The 19,828-nt window shown below is 40.7% G+C and carries 17 protein-coding genes and 1 tRNA gene; 14 read left to right on the top strand and 4 right to left on the bottom strand.

All coding sequences use genetic code 11. From position 1 onward, the window contains the following. Nucleotides 1–39: 39 nt before the first annotated feature. From bhn_RS10235 to bhn_RS15455, 8 genes are all read left to right on the top strand, one after another. Nucleotides 40–2,625, top strand: coding sequence for an exo-rhamnogalacturonan lyase family protein (locus tag bhn_RS10235; protein ID WP_071176611.1), 2,586 nt, complete (start codon nt 40–42; stop codon nt 2,623–2,625). A gap of 10 nt (nt 2,626–2,635) precedes the next feature. After that, nucleotides 2,636–3,364: an SGNH/GDSL hydrolase family protein gene (locus bhn_RS10230; protein WP_071176610.1), complete on the top strand. Its 729-nt coding sequence runs from the start codon at nt 2,636–2,638 to the stop codon at nt 3,362–3,364. Between the two features lie 18 nt (nt 3,365–3,382). Next, nucleotides 3,383–5,623: a rhamnogalacturonan lyase gene (locus bhn_RS10225; protein WP_071176609.1), complete on the top strand. Its 2,241-nt coding sequence runs from the start codon at nt 3,383–3,385 to the stop codon at nt 5,621–5,623. A 182-nt stretch (nt 5,624–5,805) separates the two neighbouring features. Next, nucleotides 5,806–6,045, top strand: coding sequence for a hypothetical protein (locus bhn_RS10220; protein WP_071176608.1), 240 nt, complete (start codon nt 5,806–5,808; stop codon nt 6,043–6,045). A gap of 13 nt (nt 6,046–6,058) precedes the next feature. Continuing rightward, complete coding sequence (locus tag bhn_RS10215; RefSeq protein WP_071176607.1) at nt 6,059–6,301, top strand: hypothetical protein; 243 nt, start codon at nt 6,059–6,061, stop codon at nt 6,299–6,301. Between the two features lie 124 nt (nt 6,302–6,425). Continuing rightward, nucleotides 6,426–6,983, top strand: coding sequence for an elongation factor P (efp, locus tag bhn_RS10210; protein WP_071176606.1), 558 nt, complete (start codon nt 6,426–6,428; stop codon nt 6,981–6,983). Nucleotides 6,984–7,108: 125 nt separating this feature from the next. Beyond that, nucleotides 7,109–7,993, top strand: coding sequence for a DUF5688 family protein (locus bhn_RS10205; RefSeq protein ID WP_071176605.1), 885 nt, complete (start codon nt 7,109–7,111; stop codon nt 7,991–7,993). Next, nucleotides 7,990–8,676: a hypothetical protein gene (locus bhn_RS15455; RefSeq protein WP_148661939.1), complete on the top strand. Its 687-nt coding sequence runs from the start codon at nt 7,990–7,992 to the stop codon at nt 8,674–8,676. The genes bhn_RS10205 and bhn_RS15455 overlap by 4 nt, the downstream gene beginning before the upstream one ends. Here bhn_RS15455 and bhn_RS10200 read toward each other — a convergent pair. Continuing rightward, a tRNA-Arg gene (locus bhn_RS10200) sits at nt 8,647–8,718 on the bottom strand. The two genes, bhn_RS15455 and bhn_RS10200, sit on opposite strands and share 30 nt — an antisense overlap. Before the next feature lie 176 nt (nt 8,719–8,894). Between bhn_RS10200 and bhn_RS10195 the strand changes: the two genes are divergently transcribed. From bhn_RS10195 to bhn_RS15720, 6 genes are all read left to right on the top strand, one after another. After that, complete coding sequence (locus tag bhn_RS10195) at nt 8,895–10,181, top strand: SH3 domain-containing protein (RefSeq protein WP_071176604.1); 1,287 nt, start codon at nt 8,895–8,897, stop codon at nt 10,179–10,181. Nucleotides 10,182–10,207: 26 nt separating this feature from the next. Further along, nucleotides 10,208–11,323, top strand: a complete 1,116-nt coding sequence (locus tag bhn_RS10190) for a Gfo/Idh/MocA family protein (protein ID WP_071176603.1) — start codon at nt 10,208–10,210, stop codon at nt 11,321–11,323. Between the two features lie 32 nt (nt 11,324–11,355). Continuing rightward, on the top strand, nt 11,356–12,726 hold the full coding sequence (locus tag bhn_RS10185) for a cell wall hydrolase (RefSeq protein WP_161487321.1): 1,371 nt from the start codon (nt 11,356–11,358) through the stop codon (nt 12,724–12,726). A gap of 194 nt (nt 12,727–12,920) precedes the next feature. Then, nucleotides 12,921–14,255, top strand: coding sequence for an NADP-specific glutamate dehydrogenase (gene gdhA, locus bhn_RS10180; protein WP_071176601.1), 1,335 nt, complete (start codon nt 12,921–12,923; stop codon nt 14,253–14,255). Between the two features lie 152 nt (nt 14,256–14,407). Continuing rightward, nucleotides 14,408–15,319, top strand: coding sequence for a hypothetical protein (locus bhn_RS10175; protein ID WP_071176600.1), 912 nt, complete (start codon nt 14,408–14,410; stop codon nt 15,317–15,319). Nucleotides 15,320–15,469: 150 nt separating this feature from the next. Further along, nucleotides 15,470–15,628 carry a hypothetical protein gene (locus bhn_RS15720; RefSeq protein ID WP_161487320.1) on the top strand — a complete coding sequence of 53 codons (159 nt, stop codon included), beginning with the start codon at nt 15,470–15,472 and terminating at the stop codon, nt 15,626–15,628. 65 nt (nt 15,629–15,693) lie between these two features. Here the strand turns inward: bhn_RS15720 and ptsP are convergent, their stop codons facing one another. The 3 genes from ptsP to bhn_RS10160 are packed head-to-tail and all read right to left on the bottom strand — an operon-like array spanning nt 15,694 to nt 19,827. Next, entirely contained in the window at nt 15,694–17,400 is a 1,707-nt protein-coding gene (ptsP, locus tag bhn_RS10170; RefSeq protein ID WP_071176599.1) for a phosphoenolpyruvate--protein phosphotransferase, read from the bottom strand. Between the two features lie 12 nt (nt 17,401–17,412). Continuing rightward, nucleotides 17,413–17,676, bottom strand: a complete 264-nt coding sequence (locus tag bhn_RS10165) for an HPr family phosphocarrier protein (RefSeq protein WP_071176598.1) — start codon at nt 17,674–17,676, stop codon at nt 17,413–17,415. 60 nt (nt 17,677–17,736) lie between these two features. Next, nucleotides 17,737–19,827 (bottom strand): PTS fructose transporter subunit IIABC, encoded by a 2,091-nt coding sequence (locus tag bhn_RS10160; RefSeq protein ID WP_071176597.1) that lies wholly within the window; start codon nt 19,825–19,827, stop codon nt 17,737–17,739. Nucleotide 19,828: the final 1 nt, after the last annotated feature.

Genomic DNA, 19,828 nt, shown 5'->3' with positions numbered 1-19,828 from the left:
GTCTGCGGCGGCTTGGGTGTTTAATGAAGGGAAAAAGAGATGGAAGTAAAAAGATTAGAAAACAGATCTTCAAAGGGCTATACAACATTTGGAAGTATGTGGGAAAAAGGAAAACTTCATGGAGATAATATCTCTTTTACCCTGAAAGGTGAAAATGGACAGGTTCCAGTTCAGTCAAGGGTTACAGCGTATTGGCCTGATGGAAGTATCAAGTGGGCCGCTCATACTGCAGATGCGGAAGCTATGGGCAAAAAAGCTGTTATAGATCCGGTTTTGAATCAGGAAATCAATTATGGCAAAGGTAAGATCGAGGTTTCTGACATGGGACAGGACGGATTCCGTATAGAAGCGGGATCTGTCTCTGTGCTCGTGTGCAAGGACGGAGATAAGCTGTTTAAAGAAGCTCTTTTTAAGGGCAAGAAATACATAGAGTCTGCCAGATGTGATGCTCTAATTGAGAATCGGAAGGGTGAATATAACAAAGAAGTTAATTCATATAAGGGAATCGTTAAAAATGCAGAAATAGTGGAAGAAGGAGATGTGCGCGTTGTTGTTAAGCTCTCTGGAACCCACATCAGTACTGAAAACAAGGAGTCCAAAAGACTTCCATTCACGATCTATATGGAAATCTACAGAGATTGCCCTGAATTTAGGTTTACACACACTTTCTTTTTGGATATAGATGAATCAAAAGAGTTTATAAAGGGTGTAGGGATCTCTTTTGACGTGCCTGTAAGTGGAGAGCAGTATAACAGACATTTCAAGGCACTTGCAGATAATGGAGCTTTTTCAGAAGCTGGAGCAATGCTCCTTTGCTGGCATCCAAGAGTATCTGATGAGATCTATCACAAACAGATAAAGGGCGAGAAAATCGTACTTGATCCAGAGAGCGAAGAGGGCAGAAATGCTATAGATGCTTCCAAAATGATGCCTGTGTGGGATGAGTACAGACTCTATCAGGACAGCTCTGAACACTTTGTTATCAGGAAAAGAACTGCCAAAGAAAATGTATGCCTTATAGACGGCCTTCACGGACACAGAGCCCCTGGCGTTATTTCTTTTGGCTCAGATGAAGGAAGTGTCATGCTGGGGCTCAAGGATTTCTGGCAGAAATATCCTTCAACCTTATCAGTTAAGAATATTTCTAAAAACATGGCTACTGGAACCATCTGGCTTGTGACTCCTGATGCAGACGCCATGGACTTTAGGCACTATGAAGATACAGGCTATTCACAAACTTACTACGAGGGCTTTGACGTATTTGGCGCCAGTGCCTATGGAATTGCCAATACCTCTGAGTTTGCGGTTCGATTTAACGAGAATGTGATCCCATCAGATACTGAGCTTTCGGATTTCTGTGAGAGCATTCAAAAGAAAGCTCTTTACATAGCTTCACCAGAGTACTATCACGATCTGCGTGCATTTGGCTATTGGAGCCTTGTTAGAAGAGATAGTGAAGCCGAGAACTGGCTTGAAGACCAGCTTGAAAGCGCATTTGAATTCTACAAAGATGAAGTAGAAGTAAGAAAATGGTATGGAATGTTTGATTACGGTGATTTCATGCATACCTATGACAAGGAAAGACATTCCTGGCGTTATGATATGGGTGGATACGCCTGGCAGAACACTGAGCTTGTGCCAACCTTCTGGCTCTGGTTTTATTTCCTAAGGACACAGAGAGAGGACGTCTTTACTATATGCGAAGCTATGACAAGGCATTGCTCTGAGGTTGATATCTACCATTTTGGTAAGTATCAGGGACTTGGCTCAAGGCACAATGTACGCCATTGGGGATGTCCTTGTAAAGAGCCAAGGATTGCCATGGCTGGTCACAACAGGATGATGTACTTTTTAACTGGCGATTTCAGATTAAGAGACATTTTTGATGAAGTAAAGGATGCAGATTTTTCAACAATTGAGACTGATCCTCTTAGATTTTTCTTTGATAAAAAAGAAATGGTCTATCCTACACATGCAAGAACCGGCCCGGACTGGAGCAGTTATGTTTCCAACTGGCTGACTCAGTGGGAGATAAACAAAAATAACGCATATCTTGATAAGATAAAGACTGGCATTGAAGACTTGAAGCAGACACCTCTAAGACTTCTTTCAGGAACAGATTTCGAATATGATCCAAAGACAAGTCATTTGAGGTATATTGGAGATAGAGCAACGGGAGGAAGTCATCTTTCCATCTGTCAGGGATCTGAGCAGACATGGCTTGAGCTGACAGATCTATTGGATGATCCTAAGTGGAATGAGATGCTTGCTTACTATGGAACGTTTTATCCACTTGATAATGAGACACAAAATAAGCTCTCAGGCGGCAGGATAGGTAACAGAAGCTTTGCATATCCATTTATGGCAGCAGGTGTCATAGCTTATGGTGCCTACTATAATAAGGACAGAGAACTTGGCAAAAAAGTCTGGGAGATCCTTAAGGAGAGCCTTGAGACTGAACTTAAAGATGGTGCCATCAAGGCAGTAGATGTGCCTCTTGCTGGTAATCAGAAGGTGCTAAAAGAGATTCCATGGGTATCTACAAATGTCTTTGCCCAGTGGTGCCTTAACGCCATTGTGGCCCTTGAATTTGTAAGAGATGACCTTCCAGAGAGCTTTAAATAGGAGGATGCAGATGAAAAAGACAAAGATTATCTTGGCTGGGGATTCCACAGTTCAGACCTACAAATTAAGTGATGCTCCGCAGTGCGGCTGGGGAGCGGAGCTTTACAAATACTTTGATGCATTAGATGTATGTATCAGACATTCGAAAGGTTCAAGCTTCGATAATGCTGTTTCTTATGAGACGTCTAGTGTGATTATTGATAACAGAGCCATGGCAGGCAGGAGTTTAAAGAGCTTTTCGGATGAGGGCAGATGGCAAGACCTTATAAAAGACGTTTCAAATGGCGATTATGTCCTTATCCAGTCAGCCCACAATGATGCCTACAAGGAAAAGGAAGAGAGATATCTTTCTCCTTCTGAGTACAAGGAAAGGCTAAAGAAAGAATATGTTGAGGCGATTCTTTCTAAAGGCGCTGTGCCGGTTCTAGTGACTGCCATAGCTATGAAGGATTTTGATGACAATAAGGTATGCAGGATCTCTTTTCCTGAATATAGAGACAAGATGATGGAGCTGGCAGAAGAGATGAAGCTTGAACTCATTGATCTTGGAAAAGAGACAGCGCAGTACAACACGAAGATTGGGGAAGAAGCCTGCAAGGGAATATACATGAACCTTGATAAGGACATGTTTGAAAGTGCACCTTTAGGAAAAGAAGATAATGCACATCTAAAATTTGAAGGCGCTTTTGTATATGCAGGTTTTGTTGCAAAGAGACTAAAGGAAATAATTGGTGTGTAAGGCACCAAAGGGAGACAAATGGAACAGAGAGAAAACCTAAGCAGAGGACTTATAGCAGTAAAGACTAACACAGGAATCTTTTTATCCTGGAGACTATTTAAACGAGAGGCCTTTGGACATAATGATACAGGCTTAACTGGTGTTTCTTTTAATGTATACAGGGATGGAGACCTTATAGCCAACGTAAATGATTCAACTAATTATCTGGATAAAGATGGTACGGAAGACTCTAGATATTGCGTGGAATTGGTGATTCCGGAAGTCTTAAGGGAACATTACAAAAGTAACTGTCAGTGTATGAAGGCTCTTTATGCCGAGGGAAAGAGCGCTGAAGTTACTGCTTTTACAAGTGGCAAGAACTATATCGATATTCCTGTAAAAAAGCCAGAGGGAGGCGTGACACCTGCTGGCGAGAAATTTGAATATACTCTGAATGATATGAGTGTTGGCGATGTAGACGGTGATGGAGAGTATGAATACATCGTAAAATGGGACCCTACAAATTCTCAGGACGTGTCTATCAAGGGTTATACCGGCAGATGCATAATTGATTGCTACAGGCTTTCAGGCCAGATCCTCTGGAGACTTGATATGGGACCTAACATCAGAGCTGGTGCTCACTACACTCAGTTTATGGTCTATGATTTTGATGGAGATGGCAAGGCTGAGATGGCAGTCAAGACAGCTCCCGGTACCAAGATCACAAGGTATGATGAATCAGGAAAAGAGACATCTACTAAATTCATAACAATTCCTAAAAAAGACGTATTAAAGGGCGTTGCACATACCAATAGATACGTATGCTCAGCTGAGGATTACAGAAAGCATATGATAGCTCTTTTCATGTATTGGACTGAGCATCCTGAGGTTAAGGCTGGACATTGGCCGGCTACATTGGAAGAGTGCTTTGGAATCCCTGTTAAATACAGCTATCCTCTTAGCAGGAAGGACGCAGAAGAGCTTGTAGAGTATTTTATCAATGTATTTGCCAAGGAAAAGAGTCCTAGAAACGAGCTTGATAAGTTTGAGGGCTTTATATATGAAGGACCTGAATATCTTACAATGTTTTCAGGTGGCGGAAGAGAGCTCTGCACAATAGATTATCCTGTGCCAAGAGGCGATGACGGGCTTATGTGGGGTGATTATGCCATGAAGAGGATAGAACCCTGCAACAGAGTCGACAGATTCCTTGCTGGTGTTGCATATCTTGATGGTCAGCATCCTAGCCTTGTCATGTGCAGAGGTTACTATACCAGAACTACTCTTGCAGCTTACAATTTTGATGGCACAAGATTTATTCCACTGTGGCTTGTGGACAGCGGACATGTGCCAATGAAGAATCCTTTCAATGATAACCCACATGGCGGAGTAGGAAGTGATCCTGTTTACGGCATTTTGGCTGGTCAGGGCAATCATTCTCTTGCTGTAGCTGATGTTGATGATGATGGCAAGCAGGAGATCATCTATGGTGCAGCTTGCATCGACCATGATGGCAGCGTTTTATATTCAAGCTATGACTATCTTCCTGATGGAACCTACGCCAAGATGGGACATGGAGATTCAATGCATGTGGCTCATATTGACCCGGACAGAGAAGGCTTCCAGATATTCAACGTATTTGAAGGCGCCAAGGCAGCTCCTTATGGTTATGCCCTGAGAGATGCCAGAACAGGTGAAGTAATCCGCGGAACAGATTTTGAAGGAAAAGATACAGGTAAATTTGGCGTTTATGCTGAGTCTGATCTTGGAAGATGCATGATAGGAGATATTGATCCTCATGTCAGAGGACTTCAGTGCTGGGTAAATGATGTTTATTCCTGCAAGGGACAGAAGCTTGACCTGAAGGCTCCATCAACCAATCAGGCTATTCGCTGGGCAGCAGATCTTTCTACTCAGGTGATCGATGGACCCGACTATATTGATGGCGAGCACAGAGGTGTCATCAATGACATAACTCATGGCGTGATGCTTGCTCCTGAGAATACTCTCACCAACAACGGAACAAAGGGTAATCCCTGCCTTGTGGCAGATCTCTTTGGAGACTTCAGAGAAGAGATAGTGCTGCGCCTTGAGGATAATTCAGCTCTTCGTATATATACCAACACAGATATCACTGAGCACAAACTCTATACACCAATGGATGATATCATGTACCGCGTAAGCGTCGCCTGGCAGAACACCTGCTACAACCAGACTGGGTATACTAGCTATTACTACGCATCAGATATGGATTTTGGAAAAGTACCTCTAGACTATTGATTTCATAAGGCTCTCTTTACAAGAGAAACAGCATGTGATAATTTATTACATGCTGTTTCTTTTATTATTCAGTTCCTTTTCGGAACAGAAGCTATATGCGGATTCCCGCAATTCATATGGCTTTTTCAAACAAAGAAATTGTTTAACAAAAAAAGATATTATCTTATAATTAAGGAGGGTTAATGGCTTTTTATCCTATGGATTCAAATGGGCATTTCTTTGCTTATCCAGAGGCTGATATTCCCTGGAGAGAAAAAGAAAAGATCAGACATGAGATTAATAGTAATTACTTTAGATACAAGGGCAAAAAGATAATAGCGCATCCATCATTAGGAATAGATGATGAGTATTATATCTATTACACTGAAAATCATGGATTTGATGATATCAATATTTTTGCTAGAGTTGAGTTAAAAGATTAGAAAGGGAAAAAGTATGGATGAATTATTGGAATTATTAAATAACGTAGAGGATACATACGAGGGATTTGTTCTCGGAGTTATCGCATATGTGAAAATAGAAGGTAATGAAAAGAAGATTGATATGATCAAAAACTTTATCATTGAACATCCTGAAGCATTATCATCGGACATCTTAGAGTTCATTACAGAAAAGACTGGTTTCTTTGAGTCAGTAAATAGACACAATAGAATGAAAAAAGAATCTGCGATGATGTAAAAATGTACGCAAAAAATGGTTGAAAAAAAAAGACTTTTAGTATAAACTAAGTTAGTTGTTTGATGTGATAATATTTGGCGAACGGACGTCTGAAAGCCGTTGCCGTTATTTTAGGAGGATTTTTATGATTTCTGCAAGTGATTTCAGAAATGGTGTAACCATCGAGATTGATGGCAACGTATGTCAGATTATTGAATTCCAGCATGTTAAGCCTGGTAAGGGCGCTGCTTTCGTAAGAACAAAGCTCAAGGATATCATCAACGGCGGTGTTAAGGAGACAACTTTCCGTCCTACTGAGAAGTTCCCTGCAGCTAGAATTGACAAGAAGGATATGCAGTATCTCTATCAGGATGGCGACATCTACAACTTCATGGATTCAGAGACTTATGAGCAGATCGGACTTACATCAGATCAGATTGGTGATTCTCTTAAGTTCGTTAAGGAGAACGAGGTTTGTAAGGTTATGTCTTACAACGGAAGCGTATTCGCAGTTGAGCCTCCAATGTTCGTAGAACTTACAATCACAGAGACAGAGCCTGGTTTCAAGGGCGATACAGCTACAGGTGCTACAAAGCCTGCTACTGTTGAGACAGGTGCTAACGTATCAGTACCTCTCTTTGTTAACGAAGGTGATGTTATCAAGATCGATACTAGAACAGGTGAGTATCTCTCAAGAGTTTAATCTGTAATACTGAATATAGAAACTAAACGTAAGACAATAGTTAAACGCGAAATGCGTTTTTCTATTGTCTTTTCTTTTGCTCAAAAATAAGAAATTCAAATGGAAATGAAAGGTTTATTTAGTAAATGGATATTAAAGAATTTGGAAATATTATCGTGGCAGAAGTAGCAGATGTGCTTGGAGATAATGTGGAAGTTAGTTATAAAGAAGTACTGAAAAATAATGGTATTATCTGTCATGCAGTTCTGATCAAGAAAAAAGGTGAAAATGTTGCTCCAGCAATCTATCTTGATCAGTATTTTGAAGACTATAAGCGTGGAATAGTACTGATGAAGATAATCAGAAACATCTTGGATTTTTATAATGAACATGCTCCGGAAGGTCTTATTGACGTGAATTATTATGAGGAGTTTTCTAAGATATGTGACAAGCTCTTTTTCAAAGTGATCAACTATGAAAAAAACAAAAAGTTTCTGGAAGATGTTCCATATGTCAGATTCCAGGACCTGGCGCAGGTGCCTCTTGTTAAGGTGGATGACAGATTTATTGGGTCTGGAGTTATTGTAGTCAAAAAAGAACATGTTTTAAGGTGGGAGATCTCAGAGGATGAGCTTTGGGAAAATGTTTATGAGAATGCTCCCCGCGTTCAGCCATTTTTGATGGAGCATATTCTTGAGAGTCTTGGAGAAAAAGGAAAGGAATGTGAGCCATTTTTACGTGAGATGAACACCTTCGTCATTACTAATAAAGAGAAGGTTAATGGCGCAGGAGTATTTCTTTATCCTGGTGTATCAGAGAGCATTTCAGGAAAGTTTGGAGGAGATTTCATAATTCTGCCTTCATCTATACATGAAGCTATTGTCATGCCTTATTTTGATGAAGAGGGTAAGCGAGAATTTCTTTATTCAATGGTAAAGGATATAAATTCACAGGTCGTTAGTGATGGGGATGTACTAAGTGATAGTGTGTATCTGTATGAAGCTACGAAAGGTGAAATCAGAATTTTGTGATGTACCTTACTTATGATGATATTTTTGATTATCTCAAGAGCGGTAGAAGGAATAATAAAAATCGACTTCAGGCTTATTATGAGGGAAAGCGAATTATACTCACATCTAAAGATGAATTGAGAGAGTTTTTATATGGTAATAATGATGCATATGCAGATACAGTTTCTTTTGGCAAGGTGTCAGAAAGATTAGCAGATGAAATCAGAATGATATCTGATGGGGTGATTGATGACTTATATGGTGGATATCTGGAAGTGGAAAAAGGGCATGCTGGTCATGCAATAGCAAATCATACAGAACCTAAAGAACTAGATGACTTGCCACTATGTGAATATGAACTTTTATTAGCATTTGAGAATACAAATGATGCTAAAGTGTTGGAAGTGACAAAATACATCACTGGAGAACGCACAGTAACATTAGGGATTTCATCTGAAGATGGTCATGTTATCATGATTGAAACTGCTTCGAAATCTAGGGGGAGTTTGCTTTTTCGAAATGGATGGAAGATTAACAACGATAAGTTTGCTAGAAATTATTTAAGGAGCAACCCAAATTCCGCGGTGAGCGAATCGCTCAATTCCGTGCGTGATGGCATAGCTCCTTATATGGATAACGTAACAAAAGATGTTATGGATGTCAATAGTGAAAAATGCACCCGACAGGAATCGAACCTGCATTAAAGGCGTCGGAGGCCTTCGTTCTATCCATTAGACTACGGGTGCCAAGTACCTTGTCTATAATAGCATAACGTATGGGCTCAGTTCAATAAGGGACTGGCTTCATAGGATGTTCACAAATTTGACTATATGGACTATATGGCTTAAAATCTAAATGTTGCACTATGTATACTCGTGCATATTTATATGATTACTACACTTTGTATTTCGAGGTTCGAATAATGAAAAAAAAGAAAAATCCAAATTCTTGGAGAAATGAAAAGAAAGATATATTTGCCATACTTGGTGATAATAAAAGACTTTTGATGCCGGCAATGCTGATCGTTGCTGTTGGCCTTACGGTTGTGATAGCGCTAAGTGCTAATCACAGAGCTGTTGAGATGGCTCAGACTCCTAGTGATGCTGATGTGGCAGCAACCTATGAGATTCCAGATGTAGCATTAGAAGAGAATGCATATCCAGATGTGAATGCACTTATAGAGACATATTACACAGCAATGGCTAATGGTGATTCAGATACTCTTGCTAGGATATATGTTGGCCTTGAAGAGACAGAAGTGTTAAAGGCTGTCGCTACTGCTGAGTATATTGAGGATTATGAGCATATCGTAGTATATACAAAGCCTGGTCCTGTAGCAGGAAGCTACATTGCATATGTGTACAATGAAGTTAAGTTCTATGATTATAGCAAGCCAGTACCTGGACTTGAGACTCTTTATATCTGTACTAATGATGAAGGTCTTTATATTAATGGCGATATAGCTGATGAGAATGAGCTTGAGTACATCAAGACTATCAGTGTTCAGGAAGATGTCATTGATTTAAATAACAGAGTGGCATCCAGCTACAATGAGATGGTAAATGCAGATGAGGAGCTTGCAGAGTTCCTTACTAAGATGAGAACAGGTTTACAGGTTTCTGTAGGTGAAGCGCTTGCAAGTTCAGAAGCTAGCTCAGAAGCTTCAAGTGAAGAAGATGAGGTTGCTGCAGAGGCTACAACAGAGGAGCAGAAAGAGACTGTAACAGTTCATACTATCAGAGCTACAGATGTAGTTAATATCAGAAGCTCAGATTCTGAAACAGCAGATGTTCTTGATAAGACTACAAAAGGACAGGAATTCAAACAGCTTGAAGCTCTTGCAAATGGTTGGAGCAAGATCGAGTACAAGGGCGGAGTAGCATATGTTAAGACAGAGTATTTTGAAGTTATTGATGAGCAGGTAGTAGAGGCTGGAACAGATTCTGCCGACGATAAGGATGATAAAACTGCTACTGATGAGACAGGAGCAGATAACAAAGCTACTAAGGATACATCAGCCAAGACCGGCAAGATGCAGGTCAATGACTCAGTTAGACTTCGTAAGGAACAAAGTACAGATTCTGATGTTCTTGCTATGGTCTACTCAGGTTCAACAGTAAATGTTATTGAACAGTACTCAAATGGTTGGGCAAAAGTAGAGTATAATGGAAGTACAGGATACATTAAGTCGGAATTCCTAGGAGACTGATATTAGTTTATAGGGAGGTAACTTTCATGTTTGGAAAATTCAGAGTAGCAATTATGGGAACTGGTAAGATTGCCGAGGTTATGGCCCTTACCCTCAAGAATACACGCGGAGTTGCCTGCTATGCAGTAGGTTCAAGAACTAAGGAAAGTGCTGACAAATTTGCTTCTAAATTTGGAATCAAGAAAGCTTACGGCTCTTATGAAGAACTCGTAGGTGATCCTAAGATTGATCTTATATATGTTGCAACACCTCATTCAGAGCATTACAGGAATGTAATGCTGGCTCTTTCTGCTGGTAAGCATGTTCTGTGTGAGAAGGCCTTTATGCTAAATGAAAAACAGGCCAAGGCAGTATTTGATTATGCTGAACAGCAAAATCTTTTGGTTACAGAAGCTATGTGGACCAGATATATGCCAATGAGAAACAAACTCATGGAGGTTTTAGCCAGCAATGTGATCGGCGAACCTACAATGCTTACAGCTAATCTTGGCTACAATATTTCAGCAAAAGATAGGATCAACAAGCCAGAGCTTGGTGGTGGAGCATTACTTGATCTTGGAGTATATGTTCTTAACTTTGCATCCATGGTATTTGGAAATGATGTAACAGATATTGTATCTATGTGTTCATTTAATGACCTAGGGATGGATCTTCATGACAGCATCACACTTAGATATAGAAATGGTAAGATGGCTGTTTTAAATGCTTCAGCCTTATCAGTAAGTGATAGAAGCGGAGTTATCTACGGAAGCAAAGGTTATATTGTTGTAGATAATATCAACAATTTTGAAGGAATCACAGTATATGATTCCGACCACAAGAAGATTGCATATTACAAGAGACCAAAGCAGAAGACTGGTTACGAGTATGAAGTCGAGGCCTGTGTTAGAGCAATTGCTGAAAAATGGATCGAATGTCCTGAAATGCCTCATTCTGAGTCACTTAAGATGCTCAATATGATGGATTTCATTAGACAGACCAATAAGATCATTTTCCCTGGAGAAAATGAGCTTGAGATAGTATCTGCAGCTCCTGTGCAGGAGGAAACAGTAGTTTCCGAAGCGCCAGCTGTTATTGAAGAAGCAGATACCAGTGATACACCGGAAGGAACAGAGACTACTGAAATATGCGAAGAAAAGTAATCGCGGGGATTTTATTATTTTCTCTTTTATTTGTGAATATTTTTTCTTTTGACAGCTACGCTGACGAACTTGATGAGACCATTGCTTCCATGAGGCAAAAGGAAGAAGAGACTCAGGAAACAATATCAAATCTTGAGAAACAGACCAAAGAAACTCAGGATGCGATAAAGGCCTTAGAAGGTGAGAAGGCGCAGACTCAGAGTAATGTTACTAATCTTCAAAGTCAAAGTAATGCTCTTCAGAGCACTATCAATGGATATAATAGCAAATTAAATACACTCAATGGTGAGATTTCAGAAGCAGAAGCTGCTATGGCTGAAGTCTCATCAGAGATTGTCAAACTCAATAATGAACTTCAGGAAGCCCAAAAACAAGAGAGGGAGAGATACGAAGCTTTAAAAAAGCGTATCCAGACCACCTATGAAAAGGGTGGTACTCAGGGGCTTATCCGTATTCTCCTGGAGTCAGGATCTATCCAGGAATTCCTAACCGTATTTGAATATTTGAATGCTGTTGTTGATTACGATCAAAAGAAGATTGGGGAGTATCAGGCTCTTCAAGATGAGATCGAGGCCAAGAAGGCAGTTGTAGAAGAAAAAGAAGCAGAACTTGATAAATATCAGGAAGCGCTCGATGAAAAGCACGATGAGCTTGCGGGTCTTACAGATCAGGTCAAGGGACAGCTTAATACTACTAATAGTAGTCTTTCTTCTGAAAAGAATAAGCTTGCAAACTATGATCAGCAGCTTCAGCAGTTAGATGCCAAGATGAAATCATTGGAATCTCAGACAGCTGCAGCGAATGCTGCTCTCGCTCAACAGATTGCTGACAGACTTGCTCTTACCAAGGAAGATACTTCTGGATCATATTCAGCATCTGCAGATGAACTTACATGGCTTGCTGCTACTATACAGGCAGAGGCTGACGGAGAGTCATATACAGGTAAGCTTGGTGTTGGCTCTGTTATTATGAACAGAGTTAAGAGTTCAGCTTTCCCTAATACCATTATTGGTGTTATTACGCAAAATATGCAGTTTGCTTCTTATCGTTCAGGTAAGGTTGAACTGATCATTTCTAATGGTCCTAATTCAACCTGTATAAGGGCCGCTCAGGAAGTTCTTGGCGGAGCCAGAGTAGGTGATTATCTATTCTTTATGACGCAGTACTGGGCAGATTATTATGGAATCAGTGAGTATTACATGATAGGTCATCATGCATTTTTCTATAGGTGGGTTACTAAGCCAAAGGAGGAAGCGCCACAGGAACAGCAGCCTGCACCTGAGGAAAACAATGAAAGTGAACAGCCACAGGAGGCTCCTCCTGAAGAGAATAATCAGGAAGAAAACACTGATAATGGTGATAATGAAGAAAATAATGATGATTCGGAAGAAAATTCTGATTGATGCATGATGGTGGTAACAATTTTAAAAAATACTCTTGCACTTTAAAATAGTAAAGTGTATAATGCTTTTCAGACAGTGTTTGCGCAATGGGGCGTGGAGACCTTTGGTTTTCTACGCTCTTTTTGTATATCAAGATGTTTATTATGCAAATATATATATTTGCTATGTGCTATGCACAGGAAGGAGAATGAAAAATGTCATACGTTGATGAGATCTACAACTACGTTGTAGAGAAAAACCCAGCTCAGCCTGAGTTCCATCAGGCCGTAAAAGAGGTGCTTGAGTCACTTCGTGTTGTTATTGAGGCAAATGAAGAAGAGTATCGTAAGGATGCTCTTTTAGAGAGACTTGTAACTCCTGAAAGACAGATTCTTTTCAGAGTACCTTGGGTAGATGACAAGGGACAGGTACAGGTTAACAATGGTTTCCGTGTACAGTTCAATTCAGCTATCGGACCTTACAAGGGAGGACTTCGTTTCCATCCTTCAGTAAACCTTGGTATCATTAAGTTCCTTGGTTTCGAGCAGATCTTCAAGAACTCACTTACAAGCCTTCCTATTGGTGGTGGTAAGGGTGGTTCTGACTTCGATCCTAAGGGCAAGTCAGACAGAGAAGTAATGGCATTCTGCCAGAGCTTCATGACAGAGCTTTACAGACACATTGGTGCAGACACAGACGTTCCTGCTGGTGATATCGGTGTTGGTGGACGTGAGATCGGATATTTGTACGGACAGTACAAGAGAATCAAAGACGTATATGAAGGCGTACTTACAGGTAAGGGTCTTACATACGGTGGTTCACTTGCTCGTACACAGGCTACAGGATATGGACTTTTATACCTTACAGAAGAGCTTCTTAAGTGCCATGGCAAGGATATGAAGGGCATGACAGTAGTTGTATCAGGTGCTGGTAACGTAGCTATCTATGCTATCGAAAAGGCTCAGCAGCTTGGTGCTAAGGTTGTTACATGTTCAGATTCTACAGGATGGATCTATGATCCAGAAGGAATCGATGTAGCACTTCTTAAGGAAGTAAAGGAAGTTAAGAGAGCTCGTCTTACAGAATATGCAGCAGCTAGAAAGTCAGCTGAGTACCACGAAGGAAGAGGAGTTTGGTCAATCAAGTGTGATGTTGCACTTCCTTGTGCTACACAGAATGAGCTTCTTATTGATGACGCTAAGCAGCTTGTTGCAAACGGCGTAACAGCCGTATGTGAAGGCGCTAACATGCCTACAACAATTGAAGCTACAGAATACCTTCAGAAGAATGGTGTTCTCTTCGTATGTGGTAAGGCTTCTAACGCAGGTGGTGTTGCTACATCAGCTCTTGAGATGAGCCAGAACAGTGAGAGACTTTCATGGACATTCGAAGAAGTTGACGCTAAGCTCAAGCAGATCATGGTTAATATCTATCACAACATTGATGATGCTGCCAAGAAGTATGGTTGCGAAGGCAACTATGTTGCTGGTGCTAACATCGCAGGCTTCCTTAAGGTTGCAGAAGCTATGAAGGCTCAGGGTATTGTCTAATACATAGGCTTTAATATCTAAGGTTCGGTAATGGAAAATTACCGGACCTTTTTTTGCGCTTTTTTGTAAGAATATAGTATTGACTAAAAAACTGTATTACGATATTCTTCCATAGGAGTTTTCAAAAGAGAAGTAAAAAGGAGAGATTTATTATGATGGATGCTAACACAATAGCTTATTTCCGTGAACTTTCAGAAGTAACGGGATTATTTTATAGCGAAGAGGCAGAGTCACTTACAGGAGTAGCAAACGGTTATCACGTTACACTTGCTATCAACACTATTACATATCAGCTTAGTTTTTCTGTTCGCGCAAATGGAATGCTTCCTACACCAGAAGTGTTAAAGGAGCTTATAGACGGTTCAGATGCAGTTAAGAATGCTGTAATGGAAGGAAATAGACTTGTAGTGTCAGTTAAGGGCGCTATGAAGAATGCATTGACCAAGAACGTTGTAGATGCTATAAATTCAGTTACAGAGAAGCTCAAGCAGTACGGCTATGTAGATGTTTGTGAGTATTGCGGAGCAGTAAGACAGGATATCGCCCCTTACAATATCGGAGGCAAGATTTACCAGACATGTCCTGATTGTCTTCAGGCAGCTACAGCAACAGTTAACACTCAGATTGAGCAGCGTAAGGCAAACGAGAATGTTGGACTTGGTATTGTAGGTGCACTTCTTGGTTCACTTGTTGGTGTTCTTGTGATCGTTCTTATTGGTCAGCTTGGCTATGTTGCTGTTGCAGGAGGACTTGTAATGGGATTTGCAACACTTAAGGGATATGAGCTTCTTGCCAAGAATATGAGTAACAAAGGAATTATTATTTCATCTATTATCATGATACTCATGGTATATGTTGCAGAGAGAATTGAGTGGGCTATAGAAGTGTTCAAGGTATATTCTGATGAACACATTTCATTTATTGAAGCATTCCTTTATACACCAGAAGTTATCAGATACAGTGATGCTACAGGACAGTTCATCGGATCACTGGTTCTTCTTTATGTTTTCACTGCTGTAGGCGTATTTGGTGTTATCAGAGCTACTGCAAAAAAGATCCAGTAATTTAATTCATGATACCTTCAAAGGTTTGATTTTTACTTTCAAAGACACAATTTTTTCACAGTTTTTTGTGCAATTTGTTGTTGAAATAATAGGAAATAAACGATAATATTAATCCCGCTACTGTAGTTGAGTTAGTATGGAGGTGGCCATATGGGCGAGTGGAAACAAGCCTTTGATAGGATAATGGATCAATTATATAACCATCCTGAAGAAATGCGTGCAAGACTTCTTGATAAATATAATAGCTACGGCTACGCAGCTCAGGAACGTCCCAAGACAGCAATAGAATTACTTCAGAATATGCACTAATTTCATATACAACAAATGACCCCGGTATGATCATCATACCGGGGTCATTTTAATATCTATATTTATCAGTCCTTTGAAGCTTCTTTTAAAGCTTTTACGATGTCCTGTTCGTTATCAAGAGCCATGATCTTGTTTGTAAGCTCATCAGCTTCTTCTTTGCTCCACTTTGAGATTATGCATCTTGCTGTAAGAACAAGAACAGGGTTAACACTAAATTCTGTAAGACCAAAGGAGATGAGAAGTGGGATCATAAGTGGATCCGCAGCTGCCTCTCCGCACATTCCTACAGGTATTCCTGCTTTATTACCACATTCAATTATGTTCTTAATTGATCTAAGAACTGAAGGCTGGAAAGTAGAATATAGGTAAGCAACGTCAGAATTTCCTCTATCTACGCTCATTGTATACTGTGTGAGGTCATTTGTACCAATAGAGAAGAAATCGGCCTCTTTCGCCAGAATATCAGCGATAAGAGATGCTGCAGGAGTCTCTATCATACATCCAACTTCGATGTCCTTATCATAGGCGATATTGTTAGCATCGAAATCTTTTTTGATCTCTTCTACAAGAGCTTTGACTTCCCTAAGTTCATCAACACAGGTCACAAGAGGGATCATGATCTTGATCTTTCCAAAAGCACTTGCTCTAACAATAGCACGAAGCTGTATCATATAACTGTCCTTGTTACCAAGGCAATATCTGACAGCTCTATATCCAAGGAATGGATTCTCTTCCTTTTTCATGTTGAGATAAGGAATATCCTTGTCACCACCGATATCCAATGTTCTGATGATGACTGGCTTACCGCCCATTGTTTCAGCTACTTCTTTGTAAGCTGCAAACTGCTCATCCTCAGTTGGCATATGATTGTTATCCATGAAAAGAAATTCTGAACGGAAAAGACCAATACCTTCACCATCGCATTCAATGGCTTTCTTGGCATCCTTAGGAGTTCCGATATTGCAGAAGAGCTCAAGGCTTGTTCCGTCCTTGGTCTTTGTTTCCTTGCCGTAGAATCCTTTAAGTTCAGACTGCTTGCGTATATAATCTTCGCGTTTTCTGATGTACTGTGAAAGAACATCACCATCTGGATTTACAAACACGACGCCTTCTGTTCCATCCACGATTGCTGTTTCTTTATCTTTTACGAGCTCTGTTGCATCAGGAACAGAGAGAACAGCTGGAATTTCCAGTGCTCTGGCAAGAATAGCAGAGTGGGAAGTTTTTCCACCAACCTCTGTGATGATTCCAACTACGTTTTCTTTGTTGATCTGAGAAGTCATAGAAGGAGTGAGATCCTTGGCAACAAGCACAGTACCAGGCGCAACCTGACTGATGTTAACGTCCTCGATTCCGAGAAGGATCTTAAGAATACTTACCTTAACATCGCTTATGTCAGAGGCTCTTTGACGCATCATGTCATCATCCATCTTGGAAAACATATTGATGAACATGTCGCATACAGCTTCTACAGCTGATTCCGCACATTGACCTGAGTCAATCATTTTTGCCATCTCACCGGACATTGAAGGGTCTGATATCATAACAAGGTGGCCCTCAAGGATTTCAGCTTCCTTGGGACCAATTCTCTTTCTGATATCTTCAGCCATTTCTGAAGTTTCTTTTTTGAACTTTTCAATTGCATTATTAAAGCGATCTTTTTCGGCGGCAGTATCTTCAACCTTTTTTGCCTCATAATTGAGATCGTGCTCTTTTATGACACATACGCTTCCGATACCGATTCCGCGTGAAGCAGCAATGCCTTTAAACATGTGTACCTCCAATTAATCTCCAAGTCCACTTTCTACAAGCTCAACAGCCTTTTTAAGAGCTTCCTGCTCATCAGGACCATCACACTGGATCTCAATCTCAGCACCACACTTGATGCAAGCGCTCATAAGCATCATAACGCTTTTTGCATCATAAGAAGTTCCGTTAAATACAATCTTAACGTCACTTGTGAATGGTGTTACTGTCTGTGAAAAAAGACTTGCTGGGCGCATGTGCATTCCCTGTTCATTTGTTACTTTTACTACCTGTGAAACCATTTTAATACCTCTTTCTTTTCAATGCCCGAGGGAACAAGTCCCTCGGGTAGATTATGTTAATTATTTATTTGCAGGCTTTTTGATCAAGCCGAGCATAACTGCTGTAATGATGGAACCAACAAGCCAAGCCACGATGTAAAGAAGTGGATGACCAACTGTTGCGAATACGAATATTCCACCGTGTGGAGCCATAAGTGTGCATTTGAAGATTGCTGAGAGAAGACCGGCAACACCAGCACCTACGAGGGTACATGGTATTACGTGAAGTGGATCTGCAGCAGCAAATGGAATAGCACCTTCTGTGATGAATGAACTTCCCATTACGATATTTGAAAGCCAAGAATCACGTTCTGACTTTGTGAATTTGTTAGGGAACAACTTACATGCAATAGCGATACCAACTGGAGGAACCATACCACCAACCATGATAGAAGCCATTGCTATATAACATGCCTGTACCTCAGGATCTGTTGCCAGAGCACCTGCAGCCATAAGAGTAGCTGCTGTATCCAGCATACCAGTACCAAATACGTAAGCTGCCTTGTTGATAGGGCCGCCCATATCGATAGCCATCATAGCTCCAAGGAGAAGACCAAGAAGAGCAAGAAGACCAGCATTACTAAGGGCTGTAAGCATGATTGAAAGACCTGTGTTGATAAGTCCGATAATTGGGTTAAGGATAAAGCACATTGCTACACCCATGATAAATACACCGCATAATGGATAAATGAGTGTAGGCTTGATTCCTTCTAAGCTCTTTGGGAAATTAGCTGTAAGTTTCTTGAGCAGGAGTACGATAGCACCAGCAAGGAAACCAGCTGCAATACCTCCAAGGAATCCGGAAACAGTTGCACCTTCATTTGTGAAAGCAAATGATCCGATGAAATGGTTGAAACCATCGAGAGGAGCACCCTCACCAAAGAATCTTGTAACCCATGGGAAGGCTGGCTTGTCATTTGCAAAAAGGGCAGCATTACCATTGGCTGCAAGGAGACCACCTGTGAAACCAACTGCGAGACCAGGTCTGTCTGCGATTGACTCAGCGATATATCCTGCAAGGACAGGAACCATAAGGCCCATTGCAAGGCCACCTACATATTTAAGGAAGGATGAAAGTGGAAGCATGTTACCAAAGTTATAACCACCATCTGCACCGTATCCGCAGATAGTATCAATAAGGAATGCAAGAGCAATCATGATACCACCACCGATTACGAATGGAAGCATATGTGAAACACCGTTCATAAGGTGCTTGTAGAACTTTCTTCCAAGACTTTCGTTTCCGGTACTTTCATCACGCTTTGTTACTGTGCCTGTATGATGATAGATTGATACATTACCAGATGCAGCTTTTTCAAGGAGCTTTTCTGGAGTGTGTATAGCTTCTTTTGTAGAAGTTATGATAACAGGCTTTCCATCAAATCTGCCCATTTCGATATTTTTGTCGCAAGCTACGATAACTGCATCGGCCTCTGCAATTTCAGAAGCTGTCAGAACATCCTTTGCTCCGCCTGATCCATCTTTTTCAACCTTGATATCTATACCAAGTTCTTTTGCCTTAAGCTCAAGAGCTTCAGCAGCCATAAATGTGTGTGCGATACCTGTAGGGCAGGCAGTAACACCAACAAGCTTTTTAGCTGAACTTGTCTTTGCTGGAGCAGAAGTAGCATTCTTTGCTTCGTTTTCTTTATCTTTTTCTGCTTCTTTGTCATCGATGATCTTAAGGAATTCATCTGCTGTCTTAGCTTCTACAAGCTTCTTGGCAAAAGTAGCATCCATAAGAAGAGTCATGAGTTTTGATAAAACTTCAAGATGTGTGTCAGCTGCTGTATCAGGAGCTGCGATCATGAAGAAGAGATTACTTGGGTTGCCATCAAGTGACTTGTAATCAATACCACCAGGAATAGTGATAGCAGTAAGACCAGCCTTAGCAACTGAAGCTGACTTGGCATGAGGAACTGCAATTCCCATTCCTATAGCTGTTGAACCCTTTCCTTCACGTTCAAGGATAGCGTTTTTGAATTCTTTTGCATCTGAAAGATTGCCTACCTTTGAGTGAAGCTCTACGAGAGCATCAATAGCTGAAATCTGATCATTTGCGTTGCAGTTAAGGCTAATGCCTTCTTTTTTAAGTAAATCTGTGATTTTCATA

The organism is Butyrivibrio hungatei, assembly GCF_001858005.1.
Classification (GTDB): domain Bacteria; phylum Bacillota; class Clostridia; order Lachnospirales; family Lachnospiraceae; genus Butyrivibrio; species Butyrivibrio hungatei.
Note: the sequence above shows the minus strand (reverse complement) of the source record. Positions and strands in the feature narration are given on the sequence as shown.